The following is a 21,047-nucleotide window of genomic DNA, read 5'->3' on the forward strand; positions in this document are numbered from 1 at the left end:
CCTCAACGCAACGGCCCCGCACGATGGCGGGGCCGCGGTGTGACACGGGGCGACGGAGACACCGTCGCCGGGGACGCTTACAGGTCGTCGCCCTTGGCCATGTCCTCGTCGGCGACGACCTCGGCCGCGGCCCACTCGAGGGCTTCGCGTTCCTTGCGCTCGCGCTCGGACTTGTCGACGGCGTCGATGAACGGCTGGTCGATGCGGCGCGCGGCGATCTCGCGCAGCGCCAGCACGGTCGGCTTGTCGTCGTTCTCGCTGTTGTCGAGCTGCGACTCGACGCCGTTGGCCAGCTGACGCGCGCGCTTGGCGGCCATCATGACCAGCTCGAAGCGGTTGTCGACGACGTCCAGGCAATCTTCTACGGTGATGCGGGCCATACGGGCTCCCGGCGGCCGCTACAGCCGCGCGAATCAGGAAAAGGGGTCGCACATGGTACGGCCGCGCTCGCAGCGGTGCAAGCACTGGCCCGGAAAATCAATCACTTGCCGGAATCCCGGCTGTCATCCAGGACCGGCCCTCAGGCCCCGGACAGCAGGCGACCGATCAGCGTGGCATGCCGCTCGGCCTGGCGCTCTCGGCGCAGCCGGCTGGCGCGGAAGATCGCGCACATCTCGGCCACGGCGGTGTCGAAATCCTCGTTGACCACGACGAAGTCGAACTCGTCGTAATGCGACATCTCTTCCTGCGCGGCGGCGAGGCGCTGGGCCATCACCGCTTCGCTGTCCTGGCCGCGCTTGCGCATGCGCTGGTCGAGCGCTTCGCGCGACGGCGGCAGGATGAAGACGCTCACGGCCTCGGGCACCTTGTCGCGCACCTGGCGCGCGCCCTGCCAGTCGATCTCCAGCAGCACGTCCTTGCCGGCGGCGAGCTGCGGTTCCACCGACTGGCGCGCGGTGCCCTTCCAGTCGCCATGCACCTGCGCGTACTCGAAGAAATCGCCGGCGTCGATCATCTGCTGGAACACGTCCTTGCCGACGAAGTGGTAGTGCTCGGCATGCCGCTCACCCGGACGCGCGAGGCGCGAGGTGAACGAGATCGACAGGGCGATGTCCGGATCGCGCGCCAGACAGGCGTTGACGATGCTGGATTTTCCGGCGCCCGACGGCGCGGCGACGATGAACAGCGTGCCGCGCATCGGCGGCGCGTCCGCGGCAGGGTGGGATTCGGGGGTCACGCCCGTCTCCAGCGCTCGAAAGGCCGCGCATCGTACCGCTTTTACGCGGGCATGCGCCGGAAGCCGGCCGGGCCGCGCAGGATCACTCGATGTTCTGAACCTGCTCGCGGATCTGGTCGATCAGCACTTTCAGTTCGATCGCCGCCTGCGAGCTGCGGCGGTCGACCGATTTGGAGCCCAGCGTATTCGCCTCGCGGTTGAATTCCTGCAGCAGGAAATCGAGACGACGCCCCTGCGGCTCGCGCTGGCTCAGCACGCGGCGGATCTCGACGACGTGGCTGTCGAGGCGATCGAGTTCCTCGTCCACGTCGAGCTTCTGCAGCCACATCACCAGTTCCTGCTCCATGCGGCCAGGCTCGACCGGGTGCGGCAGATCATCGAGCCGCGCCTGCAGCTTGGCGCGCTGGGCCTCGCCGATCTGCGGCATCAGCACACGGATCTCGGCGGCGATCGCGGCGATGCCGTCGACGCGCTCGAGGATCGCGGCGACCAGCTTGCCGCCCTCGCGCTCGCGCGCGGCGATGAAGTCTTCGAGCACGGTGTCGAGCAGTGCCAGCACTTCGACCTGCAGCGCCGCCGGATCGACACCGCGCGACTGCAGCACGCCGGGGAACTGCAGCAACTCGGTCAGGCTGGCGCGCAGCTCCGGAAATCCGCCGCGCAGATCGCTGGCCAGATGCTGCAGCTGGCTCAGCAGCGCCTGGTTGAGCTGCAGTTCGCCGCCGCCCTCGGCGCTGCGCAGACGCAGGCCCAGATCGACCTTGCCACGCGAGACCTTCGACGCGATGCGCTCGCGCAGTGCCGGTTCGGCCGCACGCATCTCTTCGGGCATCCGCGTGCCGAGTTCGAGGAAGCGGTGGTTCACCGCGCGCAGTTCGCAGGCCAGCGTGCCCCACTCGGTGCTGCGCTCGCCTGAAGCGAAGGCGGTCATGCTGCGGATCATCGGCAAGTTCACTGCGGAAAACGGCGGACGAGTATGCCACCGCCCGCCGGGGCGGTTCCGGCGCCGCTGCTAGAATCCATGTCCGCTTTCCCCCTGCAGGCTCCCCATGTCCGACTTCACCCGTCCCAGCGGCCGCGCTGCCGATCAGCTGCGCGCCGTGCGCTTCGAGCGCGGCTTCACGCGCCATGCCGAGGGTTCGGTGCTGGTGAGCTTCGGCGACACTCGCGTGCTGTGCACGGCCAGCGTGGAGAACCGCGTGCCGGGCTTCCTGCGCGGCAAGGGCGAGGGCTGGGTGACAGCCGAGTACGGCATGCTGCCGCGCGCCACCAATACCCGGAACGATCGCGAAGCCTCGCGCGGCAAGCAGGGCGGCCGCACGCTGGAAATCCAGCGCCTGATCGGCCGCAGCCTGCGTGCCTGCGTGGATCGCAAGGCACTCGGCGAGCGCACGATCACGCTCGACTGCGACGTGCTGCAGGCCGACGGCGGCACCCGCACCGCTGCGATCACCGGCGCCTACATCGCGCTGGTCGATGCAATCGGTGTGCTGCGCGGTCGTCGCGAGATCACCCGCGATCCTGTGCACGGCGCGATCGCGGCCGTCTCGGTCGGGATCTATCGCGGCGTACCGGTGCTGGATCTCGACTACGCCGAGGACAGCGACTGCGACACCGACATGAATGTCGTGATGAACGACGGCGGCGGCTTCATCGAAGTCCAGGGCACCGCCGAAGGCCACGCGTTCCGCCGCACCGAGATGGACGCGATGATGCAGCTGGCCGAAACCGGCGTCGCCCAGCTCGTCGCCCTGCAGCGCGAAACCCTCGCCGGATGACACCGCACCGCGCGAAGCGGCGCATCGCATTGACCACGCTGCTGGTGGCCGACTACGACGCGGCCATCGCGTGGTACACGCATGCGCTGGGCTTCCGGGTGTTCGAGGATCGCGCGCTCGGCGACGGCAAGCGCTGGGTGCAGATCGGTCCCGGCACTGCGAACGATGCCTCGCTGCTGCTGGCGCAGCCTGCCGATGATGCGCAGCGCGCGCGCATCGGCAACCAGACCGGCGGCCGGGTCGACCACTTCCTCTACACCGATGATTTCACGCGCGACCATGCGGCGATGACCGCGGCAGGCGTGACCTTTCTCGAAACGCCGCGCGTGGAGCCCTACGGCACCGTCGCGGTGTTCGTCGATCTGTACGGCAACAAATGGGACCTGCTGGAGCCTGCCGCATGAAGACCCTCGTCCTGGCCAGCGGCAACGCCGGCAAGCTCGTCGAACTGCGCGCGATGTTGGCCGACCTGCCGCTGACGGTTCTGCCGCAGCGCGAGCTCGGCGTGGATGACGTGCCCGAGACCGGCACCACCTTCGTCGAGAACGCGTTGATCAAGGCGCGGCATGCCTCACAGGTCACCGGCCTGCCGGCACTGGCTGATGACTCGGGCCTGATCGTCGATGCGCTCGATGGCGCGCCCGGTCTTTACAGCGCGCGCTACGCCGGTAGCCCGACCGACGATGCCGCCAACAACGCCAAGCTGCTGCAGGCACTCGATGGCCTGCCCGAAGCGCAGCGCGCCGCCCGCTTCTACGCGGTGATCGTGCTGCTGCGCCACGCCGACGATCCGCAACCGCTGATCGCCGAAGGCAGCTGGGAAGGCCGCATCCTCGATGCGCCGCGCGGCCACAACGGCTTCGGCTACAACCCGGTGTTTCTCGATCCCGCACACGGTCTGACCGCGGCCGAGATGCCGCCGGAACACAAGAACCGCATCAGCCACCGCGCATTGGCGCTGCAGGCGCTGCGCGACCGGCTGACGTCGTCCGGCCTGCTGGCCTGAGCGATCGCCGCGCGCACTTGCGCATGCCGCCCGCCGCCCTGACCTTGATGTCGATGCTGATTCCGCCGCCGCTCTCGCTGTACGTGCACCTGCCCTGGTGCGTGCGCAAATGCCCGTACTGCGATTTCAACTCGCACGAGTTCAGGGGCGGCACGCCACCGTTTGACGCCTACGTCGATGCCCTGCTCGCCGATCTCGACCAGGACCTGCCGCTGGTCTGGGGCCGCACCGTGCACAGCGTGTTCTTCGGTGGCGGCACGCCGAGTCTGTTTCCCGCCGATGCGATCGAACGCATCCTGCAGGGCGCATCCTCTCGGCTGCGTTTCGCGCCCGAGGCGGAGATCACGCTGGAGACCAATCCCGGCACTGCCGAGCACGGCCGTTTCGAGGATTACCGGCGCGCCGGCGTGAACCGGATCAGCTTCGGCATCCAGACCTTCGACGACGCCACGCTCAAGAAGCTCGGCCGCATCCACGACAGCGCGCAGGCAGCTGCAGCCGTCGAGTTGGCACGCAATGCCGGCTTCGACAATTTCAATCTCGATCTGATGTACGCCCTGCCCGACCAGACGCTGGCGATGGCCGAGGCCGACGTGATGCGCGCGATCGATCTCGCGCCGACGCACATCTCGCATTACCAGCTCACGCTGGAGCCCAACACCGTGTTCGCCGCTCGGCCGCCGACCGGCATCCCGGACGACGATCTCGCCTGGGACATGCAGGAGCGCTGCCAGGCGCTGCTGGCCGACGCCGGCTATGCGCAGTACGAAGTGTCCGCGTACGCGCGCACCGGACGACAGTGCGCACACAACCTCAATTACTGGCGCTTCGGCGACTACCTCGGCATCGGCGCCGGCGCGCACGGCAAGCTCACGCTGGGCAGCGAGCAGAGCATCCTGCGCCGCTGGAAATCCAAGCATCCCATTGCGTGGCTGGCAGGCGCCGGCACACAGGCCGGCATCGGCGGGGATGAGCGCATCGAACCGGCGCGTCGCCCGTTCGAGTACATGCTCAACGCATTGCGCCTGGTCGACGGCTTCACGCTGGCCGGTTTCGAAGCCTGCACGGGCCTGCCGCGCGCGGCCATCGCGTCGCAACTGGACCTCGCGGTCGCGTCCGGCTGGCTGCAGGTCAAGGACGAGCGTGTCGTGCCGACGCTGCGCGGACGCCAGTTCACCAACGACGTCGTCGCGCTGTTCCTGGAGGACTGAGCAGGCACCTGCGACATGCCGCATTGCAGCACGAGGCTGCCCTGCGACAAACGCTGGTCGCCGCTTCGGCGTCGTGATAAGAGTGTGACGAGCGCCCCATCCTGCGACAGGTATGTCCGTCCATTCCACTGCGTCTTCTCCCCGATCGCTGGCCGCTTCCGGGCTTCCGCCGCGCGTGCGCCGAACGCTGGAACGCGCGCTCGCCATGGTCTCCGAAGAACTCGACCAGAGCCTCAACGCGCTGCTGTTCGAGTTCGAACAGGAACTGTTTCGACTGGCCGACCAGGCGCGCAATCCAGGTGTGGAATCCGGGCACATGGGCACGCTGCGCAACTTCCGCGTCAACCGCGCCGACCTCGTGCCGCGGTTCGTGCTCGCGCTTGAAGCCTCGCTGGCCGGTATCCGCACTGCGGCACCTGCGCCGGCGCGACAGCATGCCGAAGACGCGCCGTCGTCTGTCGGCTTCGGTGCGCTGAGCCTGGTCGACGATGCGGTGATGGACGAAGGCACCGTGCTGCGCGAGATCGCATCGCGGCAGGAGGGCCGGGCCAACCTGTCGCTGCATCTGCTCGGCCAGCGCTTCGGCGTGCTGGCCGGCGCGCCGGCCTTCGATTCGGACCGTCTGCCGCTCGGCCCCCAATGCCTGTGCCGCGCACTGGCGAGCGCGGCGCGCACGCTGGAGATCGAACACGACGCGCGCCTGCTGCTGTACCGCATCTTCGATCGCGAGGTGATGTCCGGCTACGCGCGCATCCTCGAACGCCTGGACGCGCAACTGGCCGAAGCCGGCATCCTGCCTGCGTTGACGTTCGTGCCGATGCGCGTGCGTGCGAGTGCGACTGCGTCTGACGATGCGGCTGCGATGGAACGACGCAAGGCCGAGCCGGCACCGCGCCCGACCGCCCCGCCCGATCCGCAGCGCCCCTACACCGCGTGGGCCGCCAGCGCGCCGACGACGGCGGAACCGGACGACGAAGACCACGAGGCCGCGTACCGCACCCTGCAGCAGCTGATGTCCGGACGCCGCGAACTGCTGCGCAAGTTCAAGCCCGGCACCGAGACCCGCTCGAACCGGCCGCAGCTGCAGACCAGCGACGTCTCACAGGCGCTGCGCCAGCTGCAGCAGCAACCGCTCGCGCCGGGCAAGGCCTCGCGCAATCTGGCCGAAGTGCGTAGTTCGCTGCTGGCCCAGGCGCGCCAGCGCGATGGCGAGGCCGCGACGCTGGCGCCGCAGGACGAGGATGCCTTCGAACTGCTGGGCATGCTGTACGGCCACATCGAGGACGAGATCCGCAGCGACGCGCCTGCCGCCGCACTGGTGCGCGAGTTGCAGATCCCGTTGCTGCGCGCGGCGCTGCAGGACCATTCCTTCTTCACCCGCAAACGGCATCCGGCCCGGCAGCTGCTCAACTCGGTGGCGGAAAGCGCGGCCAGCTGGCACGACGACGCCGCGTTCGATCCGCGCGTACAGGCGGTGCTGCGGCAGGCGGTCGCGCACGTGGTGCGTAATTTCGAACAGGACGTGGCCGTGTTCGCCGAGGGCAATGCCCAGGTGGAAGCGCAGATCCAGGCCCAGTCACGCACCGCGGAACTGCAAGAGCGCCGGCATGTCGAGGCCGCGCGGGGGAAGGAGCGCCTCGAGGCCGCGAAGCTGCGCGGCAACGCGCTGATGCGCGAGATCATCGGCGACCAGCGGCTGCCGCGCTTCTCGCGCGCACTGCTGGACCAGGCCTGGGCCGACGTGCTGACGCTCACCCTGCTGCGGCATGGCGAACGCTCGGACGAATTCCTGCAGCAGCTTGCGGCGACGCGGCGGATCGTCGACGCCGCGGTGCATGCGGACACGCCGCCGGACGGCGCGCTGCTGGCCCATGTCGAAGCCGCGCTCGGCCAGGTGGGCTACCACGGCGACGAAGCGTCGGTGATCGCCCAGCGCCTGACCAGCCACCGCGCCGACGACGAGGACGACACCGCCTCGCGTACCGAACTGGCGATGAAGCTCAAGGCGCGCACGCGGCTGGGCGAGGATGCCGAACGCGCGCGACGTCCGGTGCTGGCGGCGCGCACGCCGGAGGAACAGGCGCAGTACGAGCATCTGCGCACGTTGCCGTTCGGCACGTGGATCGAATTCACCACCAACCAGCAGGGGGATGTCGTGCGCCGCAGGATGTCGTGGTACAGCCCGATCACCGATCACGTGCTGTTCGTGAACCAGCGCGGCCAGCGCGCCGACGAGCAATCGCTCGATGCGGTGTCGCGCCTGCTGGCCTCGGGCAACGCGCGCGTGGTCACCGAAGACCGCGGCCACCTGGTGGATCGCGCGTGGCAGGCGGCGATGAGCGCATTGCGCAGCTTCGCCGGCCGCAGTGAAGCCACGCCGTCGGGGGCGCCGGCATGATCCAGGAATTCCGCCGGGCCAAGCGGCGCAAGGCGTCGGACGTCATCCTGGTCACCGACACGATGACCGATCGCGTCATCGGCCGCGTCGGCAATCTGTCCGAGACCGGCATGCTGCTGATCGCGAACGAGCCGCTGGCCGAAGACGCGCTGTACCAGTTCGGCTTCCAGCTGCCCGACGGCTCCGAGCCGGTCGAACTCGGCGCGCACCTGCTGTGGATCGACGAGGAGACGCTTGCCGGCAGCACCTGGGCGGGCTTCCGCTTCATCGCCACCACGCCTGCGCTGGTGTATCGCCTGCACGGCTGGGTCAACGCGCCGGGCAGCCGTTACGAATGACCCCGGCGTCCGCGGAGGGCATGCGGCAGAATAGGTGGATCCATGCCGTCCGGGATCGTGATGTCCAACCAGCCTGCTCCGTCGATTGCCACCCTCTACGCCGCCCACCTGTCCACGCTGCTCGAGCGCACTGCCGCCGCGCTCGCCCGGGGCGGGTTCGATCACCTGGTGGTGCCCAGCGGCTCGCTGCACTACCACGTGTTCGACGACCGCGATTACCCCTATGCGGTGAATCCGCAGTTCAAGGCCTGGCTGCCGCTGACGCGCAATCCCGGCAGCTGGCTGGTGATCACCCCCGGCGCCAGGCCGAAACTGGTCTATCTGCAGCCGCGCGATTACTGGCATGTGGTGCCCGAGGCGCCCGCCGGCGTCTGGGTGGACCATTTCGACATCGTCGTGATCCGCAAGCCGGAAGACGCGCAGCAGCACCTGCCCAAGAACGCGGCGCGCTGCGCGATCCTCGGTGAGCCGCAGAGCGCACTGGGGCATTACGGTGCGTATAAGCCGAACAATCCGCAGGCCGTCGTCGACTATCTCGACTACCACCGCGCCTTCAAGACGCCATACGAGATCGCGATGCTGCGCCGTGCATCCGAACGCGCGGTGCGCGCCCATGCCGAAGCCGAGCGCGCGTTCCGCGCCGGTGCCAGCGAGTTCGGCATCCACCTCGCCTACTGCCAGGCCGCCGGCCAGGACGCGAACGAGCTGCCGTACAACAACATCGTCGCGCTCAACGAGCACGCCGCGGTGCTGCACTACACCGAACTCGGCCGTCTGGCGCCCGATCCGCTGCGCAGCTTCCTCATCGATGCCGGCGCCGGTCATGCCGGCTACGCGGCCGACGTCACCCGCACCTACGCGCACGACACGGGCAGCGAGTTCCAGTCGATGATCGACGCGGTCGACACCGCGCAGCGCGCGATGTGCGACCAGGTGCGCGCCGGCACCGACTACACCCGCATCCATCTCGACGCGCACCTGGCACTGTCGGGCGTGCTGCGCGACTTCGGCGTGCTGCGGATCTCGCCGGAACAGGCCGTAGAAACGGGCGTCAGCGCCGCGTTCTTCCCGCACGGCATCGGCCATGGCATCGGCCTGCAGGTGCACGACGTCGGCGGGTTCGCCGCATCGGACGCCGGCGGCACGATCGCCAAGCCGAAGGGCCACCCCTTCCTGCGTCTGACCCGCGTGCTGGAACCGGGCATGGTGGTCACCATCGAGCCGGGCGTGTACTTCATCGACATGCTGCTCGAGGACCTGAAGGCGAACGGCCAGGGCGACGCGGTCGACTGGGACCGCGTCGAGGCTTTCCGCCCCTACGGCGGCATCCGGATCGAGGACGACATCGTCTGCACCGACGATGCGCCGCTCAACCTCACCCGCGACGCCTGGGCCGCGCTGGAGTAAGTACCCAACCTGCGGCCGGGCCGGAAGGCGTCGGCCGCAGCGGATGACGCGGCTGCCGACGCGCAGCCCATCCGGTACGCCAGAAAAAGGGCGCCCACGGCGCCCTTTTTCAATGCCACCAAGAAGCCCGCGCTGCGCTCAGCGCGTATCGGCCATGTAGGCCTCGATCTCGTCGGCAGTGCGCGCCAGCCCGGTGGTCAGCACCTCGTGGCCGGTTTTGGTGACCAGCACGTCATCCTCGGTGCGGATCCCGATCCCGCGCCATTTCGCATCCACGCGGGTGTCGTCGGTCGGCACGTAGAGACCGGGTTCGATCGTGTAGACCATGCCCGGCTCCAGCAGCCGCGATTCGCCCTCGATGCGGTAGTCGCCGACATCGTGCACGTCGAGGCCGATCCAGTGCCCGGTCTTGTGCCGGTAATAGCGCTTGTAGCTCTCGTCGGCGATGCGCGCTTCGAGCTTGCCCTTGAGCAGGCCCAGCCGCAGCAGACCTTCGGTCAGCGCCTCGACCGCGGCGATGTGCCCGGCTTCGTACGGCACGCCCGGACGCGCCTGCGCCAGCGCTGCCTGCTGCGCCGATTCGACCACGTCGTGAAGCGCACGCTGTGCCGGCGAGAAGCGGCCGTTCACCGGGAACGTGCGCGTGATGTCCGCCGCGTAGCCGCGGTACTCCGCGCCCGCATCGATCAGCACCAGATCCCCGTCGCGCGCCTGAGCGCTGTTGGCGCGGTAGTGCAGCACGCAGGCATTCGCGCCGGCGCCGACGATGCTCTCGTACGCCGCCCAGGCGTCATTGCGGCGGAACACGTATTCCAGTTCCGCCTGCAGCGCGTACTCGTGGATGCCGGGCCGCGCGGCGCGCATCGCGGCTGCGTGCGCTTCGACACTGATCTTCGCCGCGAGGCGCATCAGCTTGAGTTCGTCGGCGCTCTTGAACAGGCGCATCTCGTCGAGCAGGTGGCCGAGTTCGAGGAACTCGTGCGGCGGCTGCGCGCCGAGGCGCACCTGCGCACGCACGCGGTTGAGCCAGCCGATCAGCTGCAGGTCGAATTCGGTATCGCGGCCGAAATGGTAATAAACGCGCGTACGCCCTTCGAGCAGGCCGGGCAGGATTTCGTCGAGATCGTCGATCGGGTACGCATCGTCCATGCCCAGTCCGTCGACCGCACCTTCGGGACCGACGCGCGGTCCGTCCCAGCCCTCGCGCTCGAGGTCACGCTCACGACAGAACAGCAGCGTTTCGCCGTGCTTGCGGCCCGGCACCAGCACCAGCACCGCTTCGGGCTCGGCGAAGCCGGTCAGATACCAGAGGTCGGAATCCGGCCGGTAGGGGTAATGCGTATCGCGGCTGCGGTTGCGCTCGGGCGCTGCCGGCAGGATCAGGATCGCGTCGTCGCCGGCCAGGCGCATGAGCTGGCGCCGACGCTTCTGGTAACTCGTCGCGGAGATGCCGGTCGGCGACACCATCTCAGTTCAACCGGCTGCGATGGCGCGACGCGAGCGCCGCATCGCCGTGCAGCAGCAGCACCGCGACGCGGACGAATTCCTCGATCTCGACCAGCGCATCTTCCTCGCTGTCATCGCCATCGCTGTCGGGCTCGACCTGCGCAGCGGCCAGACGAGCCAGATCTGCAAGCGCTTCCTCGCCTTCGGCGGAGAGCTTGGTATCTCCGGCGGACAGCCCGAATCCGCCAAGGAAGCCGCGGCACCATTCGAACAGGCCTTCGCTGCGCACGGCGAGCGACTGCTCGGCGCCCGGCAGCAGCAGCGAGAAGCCGAAGCTGCGGTCTTCCAGCTGCGCGGTGCTGGCCAGCCGCAGCCGGTCGAGCGCACCGCCTGCAACAGGCGCCGGCAGTGTGGCATCGGCCAGCACCGGCGCCAGCCAGGCGGCCTGGTGTTCGCCACCGCCTGCCAGCCATCCGCAGAGTCCGCCGTGCAGTTCGCTCGCACCGACGGCCAGCTGCAGCTGACGGACTTCGGCATCGACTTCGGACGGGCTGGGCAGGGACTCGGACACGGGCACTCACACGGCTGACAAACGGGTCGCCAGTGTATCAATTGCCCGTCATTTGCCTGTCGAAACGCTTGTTGGCGCATGGATGGCATGTCTACACTCGCGCAGCCGTTCCGGCGCGGAGTTCCGCGTGATCGATTCCAACCAGCTCGTGGTGCCCGGTGCGGTGGTGCTCTTCGCACTGCTCGTGCTGCTGGCTGTCCTGCTGGTCCGCCGCCAGTCCAGCGAACGCGCGTATACGGCCGCGCTCAACGAACGCGGCGAACGGCTTGCGCTGGCGCTGTGGGCGTCCGGCGAACGCTACTGGGATTACCACGTGCCGAGCGGACAGCTGCGCCGCCTGATCGGCGTGGCACAGCAGGCCGGCGACGATGGCCTGGTCGAAGACACGATGCCGGCCGAGACGCTGCTGCATCCCGATGATCTTCCGGCGGCGCGCGAAGCGCTGAAGCGCCTGCTGGACGACGCCACCAGCCGTTACGAACTCCAGGTCCGCGTCACCGACGGCGCACGCGGATGGTGCTGGGTGCGCGCCCGCGGGCGCGTGGTCGAGCGCGACGGCAGCGGCGCGGTGCTGCGCATCGCCGGCACGGCGCTGAATGTCACCGGCACCCGCGAGGCCGAGCGCGAGCGCCGCATCGCCGCCGAGGTCCTGCGCAGCATGAGCGAGGCGGTCGCCGTGGTGGACGGCGAGTTCCGCTACGTGTCGGTCAATCCCGCGTTTCTGCGGATGACCGGCTACGGCGAGGCGGAAATCGTCGGCCGGCGCGCAGACCTGCTCGACAGCGACCAGCACGATCCGGCGTTCCATGCCGGCATCCGCGAGACGGCCGCGCGCGACGGCCAGTGGAGCGGCGAGCTGTGGCAGCGGCGCAAGGACGGCGACGCGTTCCTGGCCGCGGTCGAGCTGCGCACCGTCCACGACGCCGATTCCGTGACGCCGCTGCAGGTGGTCGTGCTCAACGACATCACCCAGCACAAGCGCACCGAGCAGGAACTGCGGTATCTGGCCAACTTCGACACGCTGACCAGCCTGCCCAACCGCTCGCTGCTGTCGGAACGGCTGTCGAAAGCGATCGTCCGCGCGCATCGCCAGGACGAACGCGTCGCCGTGCTGTTCATCGACCTGGACCGGTTCAAGGACGTCAACGACTCGTTGGGCCACGCCGCCGGCGACCGCATCCTGCGCGCCGCCGCTGCGCGCCTGCAGCAGACCGTCGGCGCCCGCCATACCGTCGCGCGGCTGGGCGGCGACGAGTTCACCATCGTCATCGAGGGCCTGGCGCATGCGCACGAGGCCGAGCACGTGGCGCGCGAGATCATCAATGCCTTCGAGGCGCCGCTGCTGCTCGAGGATCGTCGCGAGATCACCATCTCCCCTTCGATCGGCATCAGCCTATACCCCGATCACGGCCAGGTGCCGACCGACCTGCTGAAGCAGGCCGACACCGCGATGTACCAGGCGAAGGCCGCAGGCCGTCGCACGTTCATGCGCTACGACGACAACATGGACATCGCCGCCCGCCAGCGCGCGACGGTCTCGAGCGCGCTGCGCAAGGTGCTCGACCGCGGCGAGCTGCGCGTGGTGTTCCAGCCCCGCCTGTCCCTGGCCTCGTCGCGCATCACCGGCGTCGAGGCTCTGCTGCGCTGGTCCAGCCCCGAATACGGCGACATTCCGCCCAGCGATTTCATCCCGATCGCAGAAGAAAGCGGCCTGATCCTCGAGATCGGCGAATGGGTGCTGCGCGAGGCCTGCATGACGCTCGGCCGCTGGCGCCAGCACGGCCTGGACACGCTGTCGGTCTCGGTCAATGTGTCGGTCCTTCAGCTGCTGCGCGGCGATTTCGCCGAAGTGGTGGGGCGCGTGCTGGCCGACACCGCCATCCCGCCGGAACTGCTCGAACTCGAACTCACCGAAAGCGTGCTGATGGCCAACGCCGAACAGACCGCGGCCAAGCTGCACGCCTTCCGCGCCCTCGGCGTCTCGCTGGCCATCGACGACTTCGGCACCGGCTATTCGTCGCTCGCCTATCTCAAGCGGTTGCCGATCACCACGCTGAAGATCGACAAGGCCTTCATCGACGGGCTGCCGCATGACGCCGAGGATGCCGCGATCACCGGCACCGTCATCACCATGGGCCACTCGCTGGGACTGACCGTGGTCGCCGAAGGCGTGGAAACCGAAGCGCAGATGCGCTTCCTCGCCGCGCGCGGCTGCGACGAGATCCAGGGCTTCTGGGTGGCCCAGCCTCTCGATGCCCTGCACTGCCTGGCCTTCATCCGGAACTGGCGTCCCGAGACCCTCGCGCCGGCGCCGCCGGCACGGGTCGCAGTCCTGCCTTGACCGCCCCCGGCCCGCTGCCTATCGTGCCGGGATGGACCAAGCCGACGTCATCGCCCAACTGCACCGATTGACGTCGCGCGTCGAGACGCTGATCGAACGCACCCGCCAGCTCAGCGACGAGAACCGCAGCCTGCGCCAGCAGCAGGAAAGCATCGTCGGTGAGCGCGCACAGCTGCTGTCCAAGCACGAACAGGCCCGCTCGCGCGTCGAGGCGATGATCGCGCGGCTGAAGTCGCTGGAGCAGCACACGTGAGCAGCTCCAACGAAGCGGTCAGCGTCCGCGTCCTCGACCGGGAATACACCGTCGGCGTCGCGCCGGACGAGCGCGACAGCCTGATGGCCGCCGCACGTCTGCTCGACACCCGCATGCGCGAGATCCGCGGCGCCAACCGGATGGCCGCGGTGGATCGCGTCGCGATTCTCGCTGCGCTCAACCTCGCCCACGAACTGCAGCTGCTGCGCGAAAGCGGCACCGGCGGCACGCGTGCAGTCATCGATGCGGTCGAAGGTCTGCATCGCCGCCTCGATGCACTCGACGCCGATCTACGCTGACGCGCACCTTCGCAGTGCGGCGACACCGCTGAATCCTCGACATCGCAATTCCGACGCGACCGACGAACGGGCTTGGTCTGCGCGCCGTCCGGGCTATACTCCGTTTGCGTTCTCTGCCGTGTCCGACAGCGAGCAAAACATTCGCCTTGTCCCTTAAAAACGACACCGGGGATGTCAGGAGACCGGGAGTGCCAGTCCGCCCTCGAGCGGGAAGCCCGAAGGAATCCCAGCGTTCCCACTTGAACCTCGGGTTCAAGGTCGTTTCGCACGCATCGACACTGGCGGAGGACGTCTCTATTCCGTTTCTGCCCGCCGCGTCGCCGGCACATCCGACGACGAGCCTGGCCGAATGACTGATCGCACCGCCTTACGCCGACGACTGCGCGACGCACGTCGCGCGACGCCGCCCGCCGTGCGCATCGCCGCCGCGGAGGGGCTGGCTACCCAGCTGCTCGCCTTGCCTGCACTGCCCGCGCGCGGCTATGTCGCCGGCTACTGGGCCAGCGATGGCGAGATCGGCCTGCACGTGTTCCAGCTGCGGCTGCCGCCGGATCTCGTCTACTGCCTGCCGGTTCTGCACGACGACCAGCTGCGCTTCGCGCCCTGGCGCGCCGGAGATCCACTGGTGACCAACCGCTTCGGCATTCCGGAGCCCGACGTCGAACCGTCGTCGGCGCTCGATGCCCGCACAATGGCGCTGGTAGTCACGCCACTGGTCGGATTCGACGCGCAGGGCCAGCGGCTCGGCATGGGCGGCGGTTGGTACGATCGCAGCTTCGCCTTCCGCCAGACGGACGTCGCGCTGCCGCTGCTGGTGGGCGCCGCGTTCGCCAGCCAGCAGGTCGACATGCTCGAAGCCGCGTCCTGGGACGTGCCGCTCGACGCGATCTGTACCGAATCCCGCACCCTGTTTCCGAGCCCGCGCCCGTGAGCACACGCAAACGCTATTGGCTGATGAAGTCCGAGCCCGAGGACTTTTCGATCGACGACCTGGCCCGCGTCGGCACCGAACCCTGGACCGGCGTCCGCAACTACCAGGCGCGCAACTTCATGCGCGACGGCATGCAGGTGGGCGACGAGATCCTGTTCTACCACTCCAATACCCAGGTGCCGGGCATCTACGGCATCGCCTCCGTCGCCAGTACCGCGTATCCGGATCCCACCCAGTTCCAGAAGCGCTCGAAGTACTACGACGAGAAGGCGACCGAAGAGACGCCGCGCTGGTTTCTGGTCGATGTGGGCTTCGTCCGCACCCTCGCCGCGCCGATCGCGCTGTCCGAGATCCGCGAGCACAGCGACGCGCTGGGCGAAGGTTTCGCGCTGATCCGCAAGGGCGCGCGCCTGTCGGTGCTGCCGGTCACGGCGGCGCAGTGGAAATTGTTGTTGTCGCTGGAGAAGAAACAATGAGCGAGTCCAAGCGTCTGGCCGGCGAAAAGGCCATCGAGTTCGTCGAGGACGGCATGATCGTCGGCGTCGGCACCGGCTCGACGGTCGCCTTCTTCATCGATGCGCTCGCGCGGATCAAGCACCGCATCGACGGCGCGGTCTCGAGCTCGGACCAGAGCACGGAACGGCTGCGCGCGCACGGCATCCAGGTGCTGGATCTCAACGCGACCGGCCCGCTGCCGCTGTACGTGGATGGGGCCGACGAATGCGATCCGGGGAAGCACCTGATCAAGGGCGGCGGCGCGGCGCTGACGCGCGAGAAGATCATCGCCGAGGCGAGCGCGAAGTTCGTCTGCATCATCGATCCGGCCAAGCAGGTGCCGGTGCTCGGTACGTTCCCGCTGCCGGTCGAGGTGATTCCGATGGCGCGCAGCCTGGTCGCCCGCACGATCCTCGAAACCACCGGCGGTCAGCCCGTCTGGCGCGAAGGCGTGAAGACCGACAACGGCAACTGGGTGCTGGACATCCACGGCCTGTCGATCACCGACCCGGTCGCGCTGGAAGCGAAGCTCAACCAGATCCCGGGTGTGGTCAGTGTCGGCCTGTTCGCGCGCCGCCCCGCCGATGTGGTGATCGTGGGCACGGCGACGCCGACGGTGCTGTAAGCCGCAGGTCCGCTACAGCACGACGGTGGTCGGAAAAAGCGCCATCCATCCGAAGAACAGCCAGACGGCGCCATTGACCAGCAGGCCGATGCCAAGCGCCAGCCACCACGGCCGCTGACGGATGCCCGCTGCGCGTCGCATCGCGAGTGCCTGGCCCTGCCAGCGCCACATCGAGAGCAGCACGGCCAGCAGCCACAGCGCGATGAACGGCCAGCGCCACAGCGCGGGCGGAAGTTCGGACTGCATGCTCGCCCAACCGGCCACCATGAAGACGCCAACCGCGACGACGAGCGTCGCGAACGCAGCACGCGCGCGGCCCATCGTGTGGAAGTTCATGGCGAGAACGATCGGGCCGCCGATCAGGAGACCGAAGATGCTGGCCAGGCCGGCGCCGAGATAACCGAACATCGGCGCGCTCTTCGGTTCAGGCACCGCATCGGCGGTCGGGGCGGCGTACGGGCTGCGGTCTGACGTCATCGGTCAATCCATTCGTCGTTGCATCGCAGCCTGGCGCAGGCTGTTCGCCAATGAAAAAGCCCGCCTTCCGGCGGGCTCTTCCGTGACTGCGTGACGCCCTCGACTCACTCGACGTCGAGGAAGCTCCGCAGCTGCTCGCTGCGCGAAGGATGACGCAGCTTGCGCAGCGCCTTCGCTTCGATCTGGCGGATGCGCTCGCGGGTGACGTCGAACTGCTTGCCGACTTCTTCCAGCGTGTGATCGGTATTCATGTCGATACCGAAACGCATGCGCAGCACCTTGGCTTCCCGCGGGGTCAGGCCGCCGAGCACGTCGCGGACCGTTTCCATCAGGTTGGTGTTGGTGGTCGCATCCACCGGGGACTCCACATTGGTGTCCTCGATGAAGTCGCCCAGGTGCGAGTCCTCGTCGTCGCCGATCGGGGTCTCCATGGAGATCGGTTCCTTCGCGATCTTCATGACCTTCCGGATCTTGTCTTCCGGCATGTCCATTTCCTTGGCCAGCTCCTCCGGCGTGGCCTCGCGGCCGTACTGCTGGAGCATCTGGCGGGAAATGCGGTTGAGCTTGTTGATCGTCTCGATCATGTGCACGGGGATACGGATCGTGCGCGCCTGGTCGGCGATCGAACGCGTGATCGCCTGGCGGATCCACCACGTGGCATAGGTCGAGAACTTGAAGCCGCGACGGTGCTCGAACTTGTCGACCGCCTTCATCAGGCCGATGTTGCCTTCCTGGATGAGGTCGAGGAACTGCAGGCCGCGGTTGGTGTACTTCTTGGCGATCGAGATCACCAGACGCAGGTTGGCTTCGACCATTTCCTTCTTGGCGCGGCGGGCCTTGGTCTCGCCATAGGCCATCGCCCGGTTGATCTCCTTGAGATCACCCAGGGTCACGCCCATCGCCTTCTCGATCGCGAGCGTGGCTTCCTGCTCGGCGACGATCTGGTCGCGCACATCCTTCAGGCCGGACGACCACTTCTGCTTGCGCTTGATCATCTCGTCCGCCCAGCCCGTATTGGTCTGGTTGCCGTCCCATGCGCGGATGAAATCCTTGCGCGGCATCTTGGCGACGCGGGTCGACAGGTCGAGGATGCGACGCTCGTGATCCTTCAGCTCGGACACGACGTCGCGCAGCTTGCGGACCAGCAGATCGGTCAGCGGCAGCGGCAGCTTGAAGGTCATGAACTGGTCGGCCATCTCGCCGCGCAGCTTGATCGACGCCTTCGCGGTCGCACCGTTCTTGGCGTACGACTTCTGGAACTTGTTGAACAGGTCGGCCAGCAGATCCATGCGACGCAGGACTTCCGCAGGATCCGGACCGGTCGGGCCGGTGCTCTCTTCCTCGTCCGAGGAATCGTCCGAATCGTCGTCGTCGCTGTCGGCCTCTTCCTCGGCTTCGACCGCCGCCGGCGCGTTGCCCGCAGCCGCTTCTTCCTCGGCCGCGAGCTCTTCGAGCAGCTGGTCGTTGAAGCCGACCACGACTTCGGCCAGACGCTTCTTGCCCGCCTTGTGCAGCTCGTATTCCTCGAGCAGCAGCTGGACGGACCACGGGAAGCTGGCCACCGAGGCCATCATCTGGTTGAGGCCTTCCTCGATCCGCTTGGCGATGGCGATTTCGCCTTCGCGGGTCAGCAGTTCGACCGTACCCATTTCGCGCATGTACATGCGCACCGGGTCGGTGGTACGACCACCTTCGGTATCGAGCGAGGTCAGCGCGGCCGCAGCTTCTTCCGCCGCGGTCTCGTCGACTTCGCGGTTGCCGCTGGATTCGCCGGCCAGCAGCAGCGTTTCCGCATCGGGCGCCACTTCATGGACCGCAATGCCCATGCCGTTGATCATGCCGATGATGTCTTCGATCTGCTCCGGATCGACCATGTCGTCGGGCAGGTGATCGTTGACCTCGGCATACGTCAGGTAGCCCTGCTCCAGGCCCTTGCTGATCAGGATCTTGATGTCGGACTGCTGGGCGGGACGTTCATTCGCCATGTGGCGCACCGTTGTCAAAGTGAACCCGTAATTGTACCACCTGCAAGGCCGGGTTCATGCCCTGAGCAGGAAGGTGACCGGGCCATCGTTGACCAGGCTGACCTTCATATGGGCACCGAACCGCCCCGTTTCCACCCCCCGGTGCAGGCCGCGGCAACGCGCCACCAGTTGCATGAAGACAGGTTCAGCTTCGGCGGGCGTCGCGGCGGTGCTGAAGCCGGGGCGATTGCCCGACGCGGTATCGGCCACCAGGGTGAACTGGCTGACCAGCAGCAAGCCGCCGCCGGTGTCGGTCAGCGAGCGGTTCATCCGGCCGCCTTCGTCCGAAAAGACCCGATAGGCCAGCAGCCGTTCGGCCATGCGCGCCACCTGGGCATCGCCGTCGCCGGGCTCGATGCCGACCAGGGCCAGCAGGCCGGGGCCGGTCCGACCGACGATCTCACCGTCCACGCGCACGGCAGCCTCGCTGACGCGCTGGATCAGGCTCAGCATCCGCACCCCGGAGCGCCGACACCAAGCGGTTTCGACTCGTCAGTCCCGCGCAGGCGGGAGGCGCTCCACAGCAACCGGAAGGGCTGGGCATTCATGGACGTCAACACATCGCAATCAAGGCCCATGGATCCCCGCTTCCGCGGGGAGGACGAATCGAAAGAATCTGTAGCCGCCGGCCTCAACCCGCGTACCGGTTGCTGATCGGATAGCGCCGCTCGCGCCCGAACGCGCGGCGCGAGATCTTCGGCCCCGGCGCCGCCTGATGCCGCTTCCATTCGCTGATGCGCACCAGATGGAGCATGCGGTCGACGATGACGGCGTCGAAGCCGGCCGCGACGATTTCGTCGCGCGATTCCTCCAGATCGACGAAGCGGCGCAGGATCGCGTCCAGCACGTCGTAGGGCGGCAGGGAATCCTGGTCGAGCTGGTCGGCGCGCAGTTCCGCCGACGGCGGCCGGTCGATGACCGCCGGCGGGATCACCGGTGCGCCGCCCACGGTGTTGCGCCATTTCGCCAGGCCGAAGACTTCGGTCTTGTAGAGGTCCTTGATCGGCGCGTAGCCGCCGCACATGTCGCCGTAGATCGTGGCGTAGCCCACCGCGTATTCGCTCTTGTTGCCGGTCGTCAGCAGCAGGCCGCCGTGCTTGTTGGACAGCGCCATCATGATCGCGCCGCGGGTGCGCGACTGCAGGTTCTCCTCGGCGACATCGACCGGCTTGTCCTCGAACGCATCCGACAAGGCATCGAGGAAACCCTGGAACGGCCCCTCGATCGGGATGGTGCGCATGCGCACGCCGAGCGCGGCGCACTGCTCGGCCGCGAGATCGTTGCTGAGGTTCGCGGTGAACCGCGACGGCAGGCGCACTGCGGTGACGTTGTCGGCGCCCAGCGCGTCCACCGCCATCGCCAGCACCACCGCGGAGTCGATACCGCCCGACAGCCCCACCCACGCCTTGGAAAATCCGTTCTTGCCGCAGTAGTCGCGGGTACCGCGGACGATCGCGCGCCAGGCCAGCGCATCGATGCTCTCGTCGCCGTCGTCCACCCACACCACCGGGGTGAAACCACGCCGTTCGGGCTCGTAATCGACCACCAGCCATTGATCGTCGAAGGCGACGGCCGCGGGATGCACGGTGCCGTCGGCATCGGCCACGACCGAGGCGCCGTCGAACACCAGCGCATCCTGGCCGCCCACGACATTGACGTAGGCCAGGGCCACGCCGCTTTCGCGCGTGCGCTCCGCCAGCAGCGCATCGCGCTGACGATGCTTGCCGCGCTCGTAGGGCGAGGCATTGGGCACGACGACGACTTCCGCGCCCGCACGCGCGGTCGCGTCGAGGGGCTCGGGAAACCACAGGTCTTCGCAGATCACCAGGCCCACGCCGACGCCGTTGACCTCGAACACGCAGGACTCGCCATCCGGATCCACGTGGAAATAGCGGCGCTCGTCGAAGACGTTGTAGTTGGGCAGTTCGCGCTTGCGGTAGGTGCGCTCGACCTTGCCGTCGCGCAGCACGCTGGCCGAGTTGTAGAGCACGCTGCCGGCCGATTCCGGCCAGCCCACCACGGCGACGATGCCGCGCACGTCCTTGGCGATCTGCATCAGCGCCGCTTCGCAGTCGATCAGGAAGCCGGGGCGCATCAGCAGGTCTTCCGGCGGGTAGCCACTGATCGCCAGCTCCGGAAAGACGACCACGTGCGCGGCGTATTCGTCGCGCGCCGTCGCGATCATCTCCGCGATGCGCTCGGCGTTGCGACCGACGTCGCCGACCGGAAAGTCGAACTGGGCCAGGGCGATACGCAGGGGGTCGGTCATG

The 21,047-nt window shown here is 68.1% G+C and carries 22 protein-coding genes and 1 other RNA gene; 14 read left to right on the top strand and 9 right to left on the bottom strand.

From position 1 onward, the window contains the following. Nucleotides 1–77: 77 nt before the first annotated feature. From rpoZ to AC3A5K_RS06810, 3 genes are all read right to left on the bottom strand, one after another. On the bottom strand, nucleotides 78–380 hold the full coding sequence (rpoZ, locus tag AC3A5K_RS06800) for a DNA-directed RNA polymerase subunit omega (RefSeq protein ID WP_487616736.1): 303 nt from the start codon (nucleotides 378–380) through the stop codon (nucleotides 78–80). Between the two features lie 140 nt (nucleotides 381–520). Beyond that, a complete protein-coding gene (gene gmk, locus AC3A5K_RS06805) occupies nucleotides 521–1,138 on the bottom strand; it encodes a guanylate kinase (RefSeq protein ID WP_487617072.1) in 618 nt (205 codons plus the stop codon). A 121-nt stretch (nucleotides 1,139–1,259) separates the two neighbouring features. Further along, entirely contained in the window at nucleotides 1,260–2,120 is an 861-nt protein-coding gene (locus tag AC3A5K_RS06810; RefSeq protein ID WP_487616737.1) for a YicC/YloC family endoribonuclease, read from the bottom strand. A gap of 106 nt (nucleotides 2,121–2,226) precedes the next feature. On the opposite strand from AC3A5K_RS06810, the gene rph reads away from it, so the two are divergent. The 7 genes from rph (at nucleotide 2,227) to pepQ (ending at nucleotide 9,315) form a co-directional block, all read left to right on the top strand. Further along, nucleotides 2,227–2,955: a ribonuclease PH gene (rph, locus tag AC3A5K_RS06815; protein ID WP_487616738.1), complete on the top strand. Its 729-nt coding sequence runs from the start codon at nucleotides 2,227–2,229 to the stop codon at nucleotides 2,953–2,955. Then, nucleotides 2,952–3,359: a VOC family protein gene (locus AC3A5K_RS06820; RefSeq protein ID WP_487616739.1), complete on the top strand. Its 408-nt coding sequence runs from the start codon at nucleotides 2,952–2,954 to the stop codon at nucleotides 3,357–3,359. Before rph ends, AC3A5K_RS06820 begins: the two co-directional genes overlap by 4 nt. Then, nucleotides 3,356–3,961, top strand: coding sequence for an RdgB/HAM1 family non-canonical purine NTP pyrophosphatase (gene rdgB / locus AC3A5K_RS06825; protein WP_487616740.1), 606 nt, complete (start codon nucleotides 3,356–3,358; stop codon nucleotides 3,959–3,961). The genes AC3A5K_RS06820 and rdgB overlap by 4 nt, the downstream gene beginning before the upstream one ends. Before the next feature lie 47 nt (nucleotides 3,962–4,008). Beyond that, nucleotides 4,009–5,172, top strand: coding sequence for a radical SAM family heme chaperone HemW (gene hemW / locus AC3A5K_RS06830; RefSeq protein WP_487617073.1), 1,164 nt, complete (start codon nucleotides 4,009–4,011; stop codon nucleotides 5,170–5,172). A 175-nt stretch (nucleotides 5,173–5,347) separates the two neighbouring features. Beyond that, nucleotides 5,348–7,570, top strand: coding sequence for a DUF1631 family protein (locus tag AC3A5K_RS06835; protein ID WP_487616741.1), 2,223 nt, complete (start codon nucleotides 5,348–5,350; stop codon nucleotides 7,568–7,570). Continuing rightward, a complete protein-coding gene (locus AC3A5K_RS06840; protein ID WP_487616742.1) occupies nucleotides 7,567–7,908 on the top strand; it encodes a PilZ domain-containing protein in 342 nt (113 codons plus the stop codon). The genes AC3A5K_RS06835 and AC3A5K_RS06840 overlap by 4 nt, the downstream gene beginning before the upstream one ends. A gap of 60 nt (nucleotides 7,909–7,968) precedes the next feature. Beyond that, nucleotides 7,969–9,315, top strand: coding sequence for a Xaa-Pro dipeptidase (gene pepQ, locus AC3A5K_RS06845; RefSeq protein ID WP_487617074.1), 1,347 nt, complete (start codon nucleotides 7,969–7,971; stop codon nucleotides 9,313–9,315). A 138-nt stretch (nucleotides 9,316–9,453) separates the two neighbouring features. Here the strand turns inward: pepQ and AC3A5K_RS06850 are convergent, their stop codons facing one another. Both AC3A5K_RS06850 and AC3A5K_RS06855 read right to left on the bottom strand, forming a co-directional pair. Further along, nucleotides 9,454–10,782: an aminopeptidase P N-terminal domain-containing protein gene (locus AC3A5K_RS06850; RefSeq protein ID WP_487616743.1), complete on the bottom strand. Its 1,329-nt coding sequence runs from the start codon at nucleotides 10,780–10,782 to the stop codon at nucleotides 9,454–9,456. Nucleotide 10,783: 1 nt separating this feature from the next. Beyond that, complete coding sequence (locus AC3A5K_RS06855) at nucleotides 10,784–11,332, bottom strand: UPF0149 family protein (RefSeq protein ID WP_487616744.1); 549 nt, start codon at nucleotides 11,330–11,332, stop codon at nucleotides 10,784–10,786. A gap of 127 nt (nucleotides 11,333–11,459) precedes the next feature. Between AC3A5K_RS06855 and AC3A5K_RS06860 the strand changes: the two genes are divergently transcribed. The 7 genes from AC3A5K_RS06860 (at nucleotide 11,460) to rpiA (ending at nucleotide 16,276) form a co-directional block, all read left to right on the top strand. Further along, nucleotides 11,460–13,673 (top strand): putative bifunctional diguanylate cyclase/phosphodiesterase, encoded by a 2,214-nt coding sequence (locus tag AC3A5K_RS06860; RefSeq protein WP_487616745.1) that lies wholly within the window; start codon nucleotides 11,460–11,462, stop codon nucleotides 13,671–13,673. A 31-nt stretch (nucleotides 13,674–13,704) separates the two neighbouring features. Continuing rightward, complete coding sequence (locus AC3A5K_RS06865; protein ID WP_487616746.1) at nucleotides 13,705–13,926, top strand: TIGR02449 family protein; 222 nt, start codon at nucleotides 13,705–13,707, stop codon at nucleotides 13,924–13,926. Then, complete coding sequence (locus AC3A5K_RS06870; protein ID WP_487616747.1) at nucleotides 13,923–14,225, top strand: cell division protein ZapA; 303 nt, start codon at nucleotides 13,923–13,925, stop codon at nucleotides 14,223–14,225. The genes AC3A5K_RS06865 and AC3A5K_RS06870 overlap by 4 nt, the downstream gene beginning before the upstream one ends. Nucleotides 14,226–14,332: 107 nt before the next feature. Further along, nucleotides 14,333–14,517: non-coding RNA, 6S RNA (gene ssrS, locus AC3A5K_RS06875), on the top strand. Nucleotides 14,518–14,574: 57 nt separating this feature from the next. Beyond that, nucleotides 14,575–15,156 carry a 5-formyltetrahydrofolate cyclo-ligase gene (locus AC3A5K_RS06880; RefSeq protein ID WP_487616748.1) on the top strand — a complete coding sequence of 194 codons (582 nt, stop codon included), beginning with the start codon at nucleotides 14,575–14,577 and terminating at the stop codon, nucleotides 15,154–15,156. After that, the gene (locus AC3A5K_RS06885; RefSeq protein ID WP_487616749.1) at nucleotides 15,153–15,632 is read left to right on the top strand and encodes an EVE domain-containing protein; all 480 of its coding nucleotides are present in this window, start codon (nucleotides 15,153–15,155) and stop codon (nucleotides 15,630–15,632) included. The genes AC3A5K_RS06880 and AC3A5K_RS06885 overlap by 4 nt, the downstream gene beginning before the upstream one ends. Then, on the top strand, nucleotides 15,629–16,276 hold the full coding sequence (gene rpiA / locus AC3A5K_RS06890) for a ribose-5-phosphate isomerase RpiA (RefSeq protein ID WP_487616750.1): 648 nt from the start codon (nucleotides 15,629–15,631) through the stop codon (nucleotides 16,274–16,276). The genes AC3A5K_RS06885 and rpiA overlap by 4 nt, the downstream gene beginning before the upstream one ends. A gap of 12 nt (nucleotides 16,277–16,288) precedes the next feature. Here rpiA and AC3A5K_RS06895 read toward each other — a convergent pair whose 3' ends face one another. The 4 genes from AC3A5K_RS06895 to AC3A5K_RS06910 all read right to left on the bottom strand — a co-directional run bounded on the left by AC3A5K_RS06895 (nucleotide 16,289) and on the right by AC3A5K_RS06910 (nucleotide 21,046). Beyond that, entirely contained in the window at nucleotides 16,289–16,753 is a 465-nt protein-coding gene (locus AC3A5K_RS06895) for a hypothetical protein (RefSeq protein WP_487616751.1), read from the bottom strand. A gap of 104 nt (nucleotides 16,754–16,857) precedes the next feature. Continuing rightward, a complete protein-coding gene (gene rpoD, locus AC3A5K_RS06900) occupies nucleotides 16,858–18,738 on the bottom strand; it encodes an RNA polymerase sigma factor RpoD (RefSeq protein ID WP_487616752.1) in 1,881 nt (626 codons plus the stop codon). Between the two features lie 54 nt (nucleotides 18,739–18,792). Then, nucleotides 18,793–19,230: a D-aminoacyl-tRNA deacylase gene (gene dtd, locus AC3A5K_RS06905; RefSeq protein ID WP_487616753.1), complete on the bottom strand. Its 438-nt coding sequence runs from the start codon at nucleotides 19,228–19,230 to the stop codon at nucleotides 18,793–18,795. Nucleotides 19,231–19,408: 178 nt separating this feature from the next. Next, nucleotides 19,409–21,046: an NAD+ synthase gene (locus AC3A5K_RS06910; RefSeq protein ID WP_487616754.1), complete on the bottom strand. Its 1,638-nt coding sequence runs from the start codon at nucleotides 21,044–21,046 to the stop codon at nucleotides 19,409–19,411. Nucleotide 21,047: the final 1 nt, after the last annotated feature.

Source organism: Luteimonas sp. Soil_C_5, from assembly GCF_057656615.1.

Coding starts and splice junctions, on each gene's coding strand:
- rpoZ (WP_487616736.1), bottom strand. CDS start 380: ATGGCCCGCATCACCGTAGAAGATTGCCTGGACGTCGTCGACAACCGC.
- gmk (WP_487617072.1), bottom strand. CDS start 1,138: ATGCGCGGCACGCTGTTCATCGTCGCCGCGCCGTCGGGCGCCGGAAAA.
- AC3A5K_RS06810 (WP_487616737.1), bottom strand. CDS start 2,120: ATGATCCGCAGCATGACCGCCTTCGCTTCAGGCGAGCGCAGCACCGAG.
- rph (WP_487616738.1), top strand. CDS start 2,227: ATGTCCGACTTCACCCGTCCCAGCGGCCGCGCTGCCGATCAGCTGCGC.
- AC3A5K_RS06820 (WP_487616739.1), top strand. CDS start 2,952: ATGACACCGCACCGCGCGAAGCGGCGCATCGCATTGACCACGCTGCTG.
- rdgB (WP_487616740.1), top strand. CDS start 3,356: ATGAAGACCCTCGTCCTGGCCAGCGGCAACGCCGGCAAGCTCGTCGAA.
- hemW (WP_487617073.1), top strand. CDS start 4,009: ATGTCGATGCTGATTCCGCCGCCGCTCTCGCTGTACGTGCACCTGCCC.
- AC3A5K_RS06840 (WP_487616742.1), top strand. CDS start 7,567: ATGATCCAGGAATTCCGCCGGGCCAAGCGGCGCAAGGCGTCGGACGTC.
- pepQ (WP_487617074.1), top strand. CDS start 7,969: ATGTCCAACCAGCCTGCTCCGTCGATTGCCACCCTCTACGCCGCCCAC.
- AC3A5K_RS06850 (WP_487616743.1), bottom strand. CDS start 10,782: ATGGTGTCGCCGACCGGCATCTCCGCGACGAGTTACCAGAAGCGTCGG.
- AC3A5K_RS06865 (WP_487616746.1), top strand. CDS start 13,705: ATGGACCAAGCCGACGTCATCGCCCAACTGCACCGATTGACGTCGCGC.
- AC3A5K_RS06880 (WP_487616748.1), top strand. CDS start 14,575: ATGACTGATCGCACCGCCTTACGCCGACGACTGCGCGACGCACGTCGC.
- rpiA (WP_487616750.1), top strand. CDS start 15,629: ATGAGCGAGTCCAAGCGTCTGGCCGGCGAAAAGGCCATCGAGTTCGTC.
- AC3A5K_RS06895 (WP_487616751.1), bottom strand. CDS start 16,753: ATGACGTCAGACCGCAGCCCGTACGCCGCCCCGACCGCCGATGCGGTG.
- rpoD (WP_487616752.1), bottom strand. CDS start 18,738: ATGGCGAATGAACGTCCCGCCCAGCAGTCCGACATCAAGATCCTGATC.
- dtd (WP_487616753.1), bottom strand. CDS start 19,230: ATGCTGAGCCTGATCCAGCGCGTCAGCGAGGCTGCCGTGCGCGTGGAC.
- AC3A5K_RS06910 (WP_487616754.1), bottom strand. CDS start 21,046: ATGACCGACCCCCTGCGTATCGCCCTGGCCCAGTTCGACTTTCCGGTC.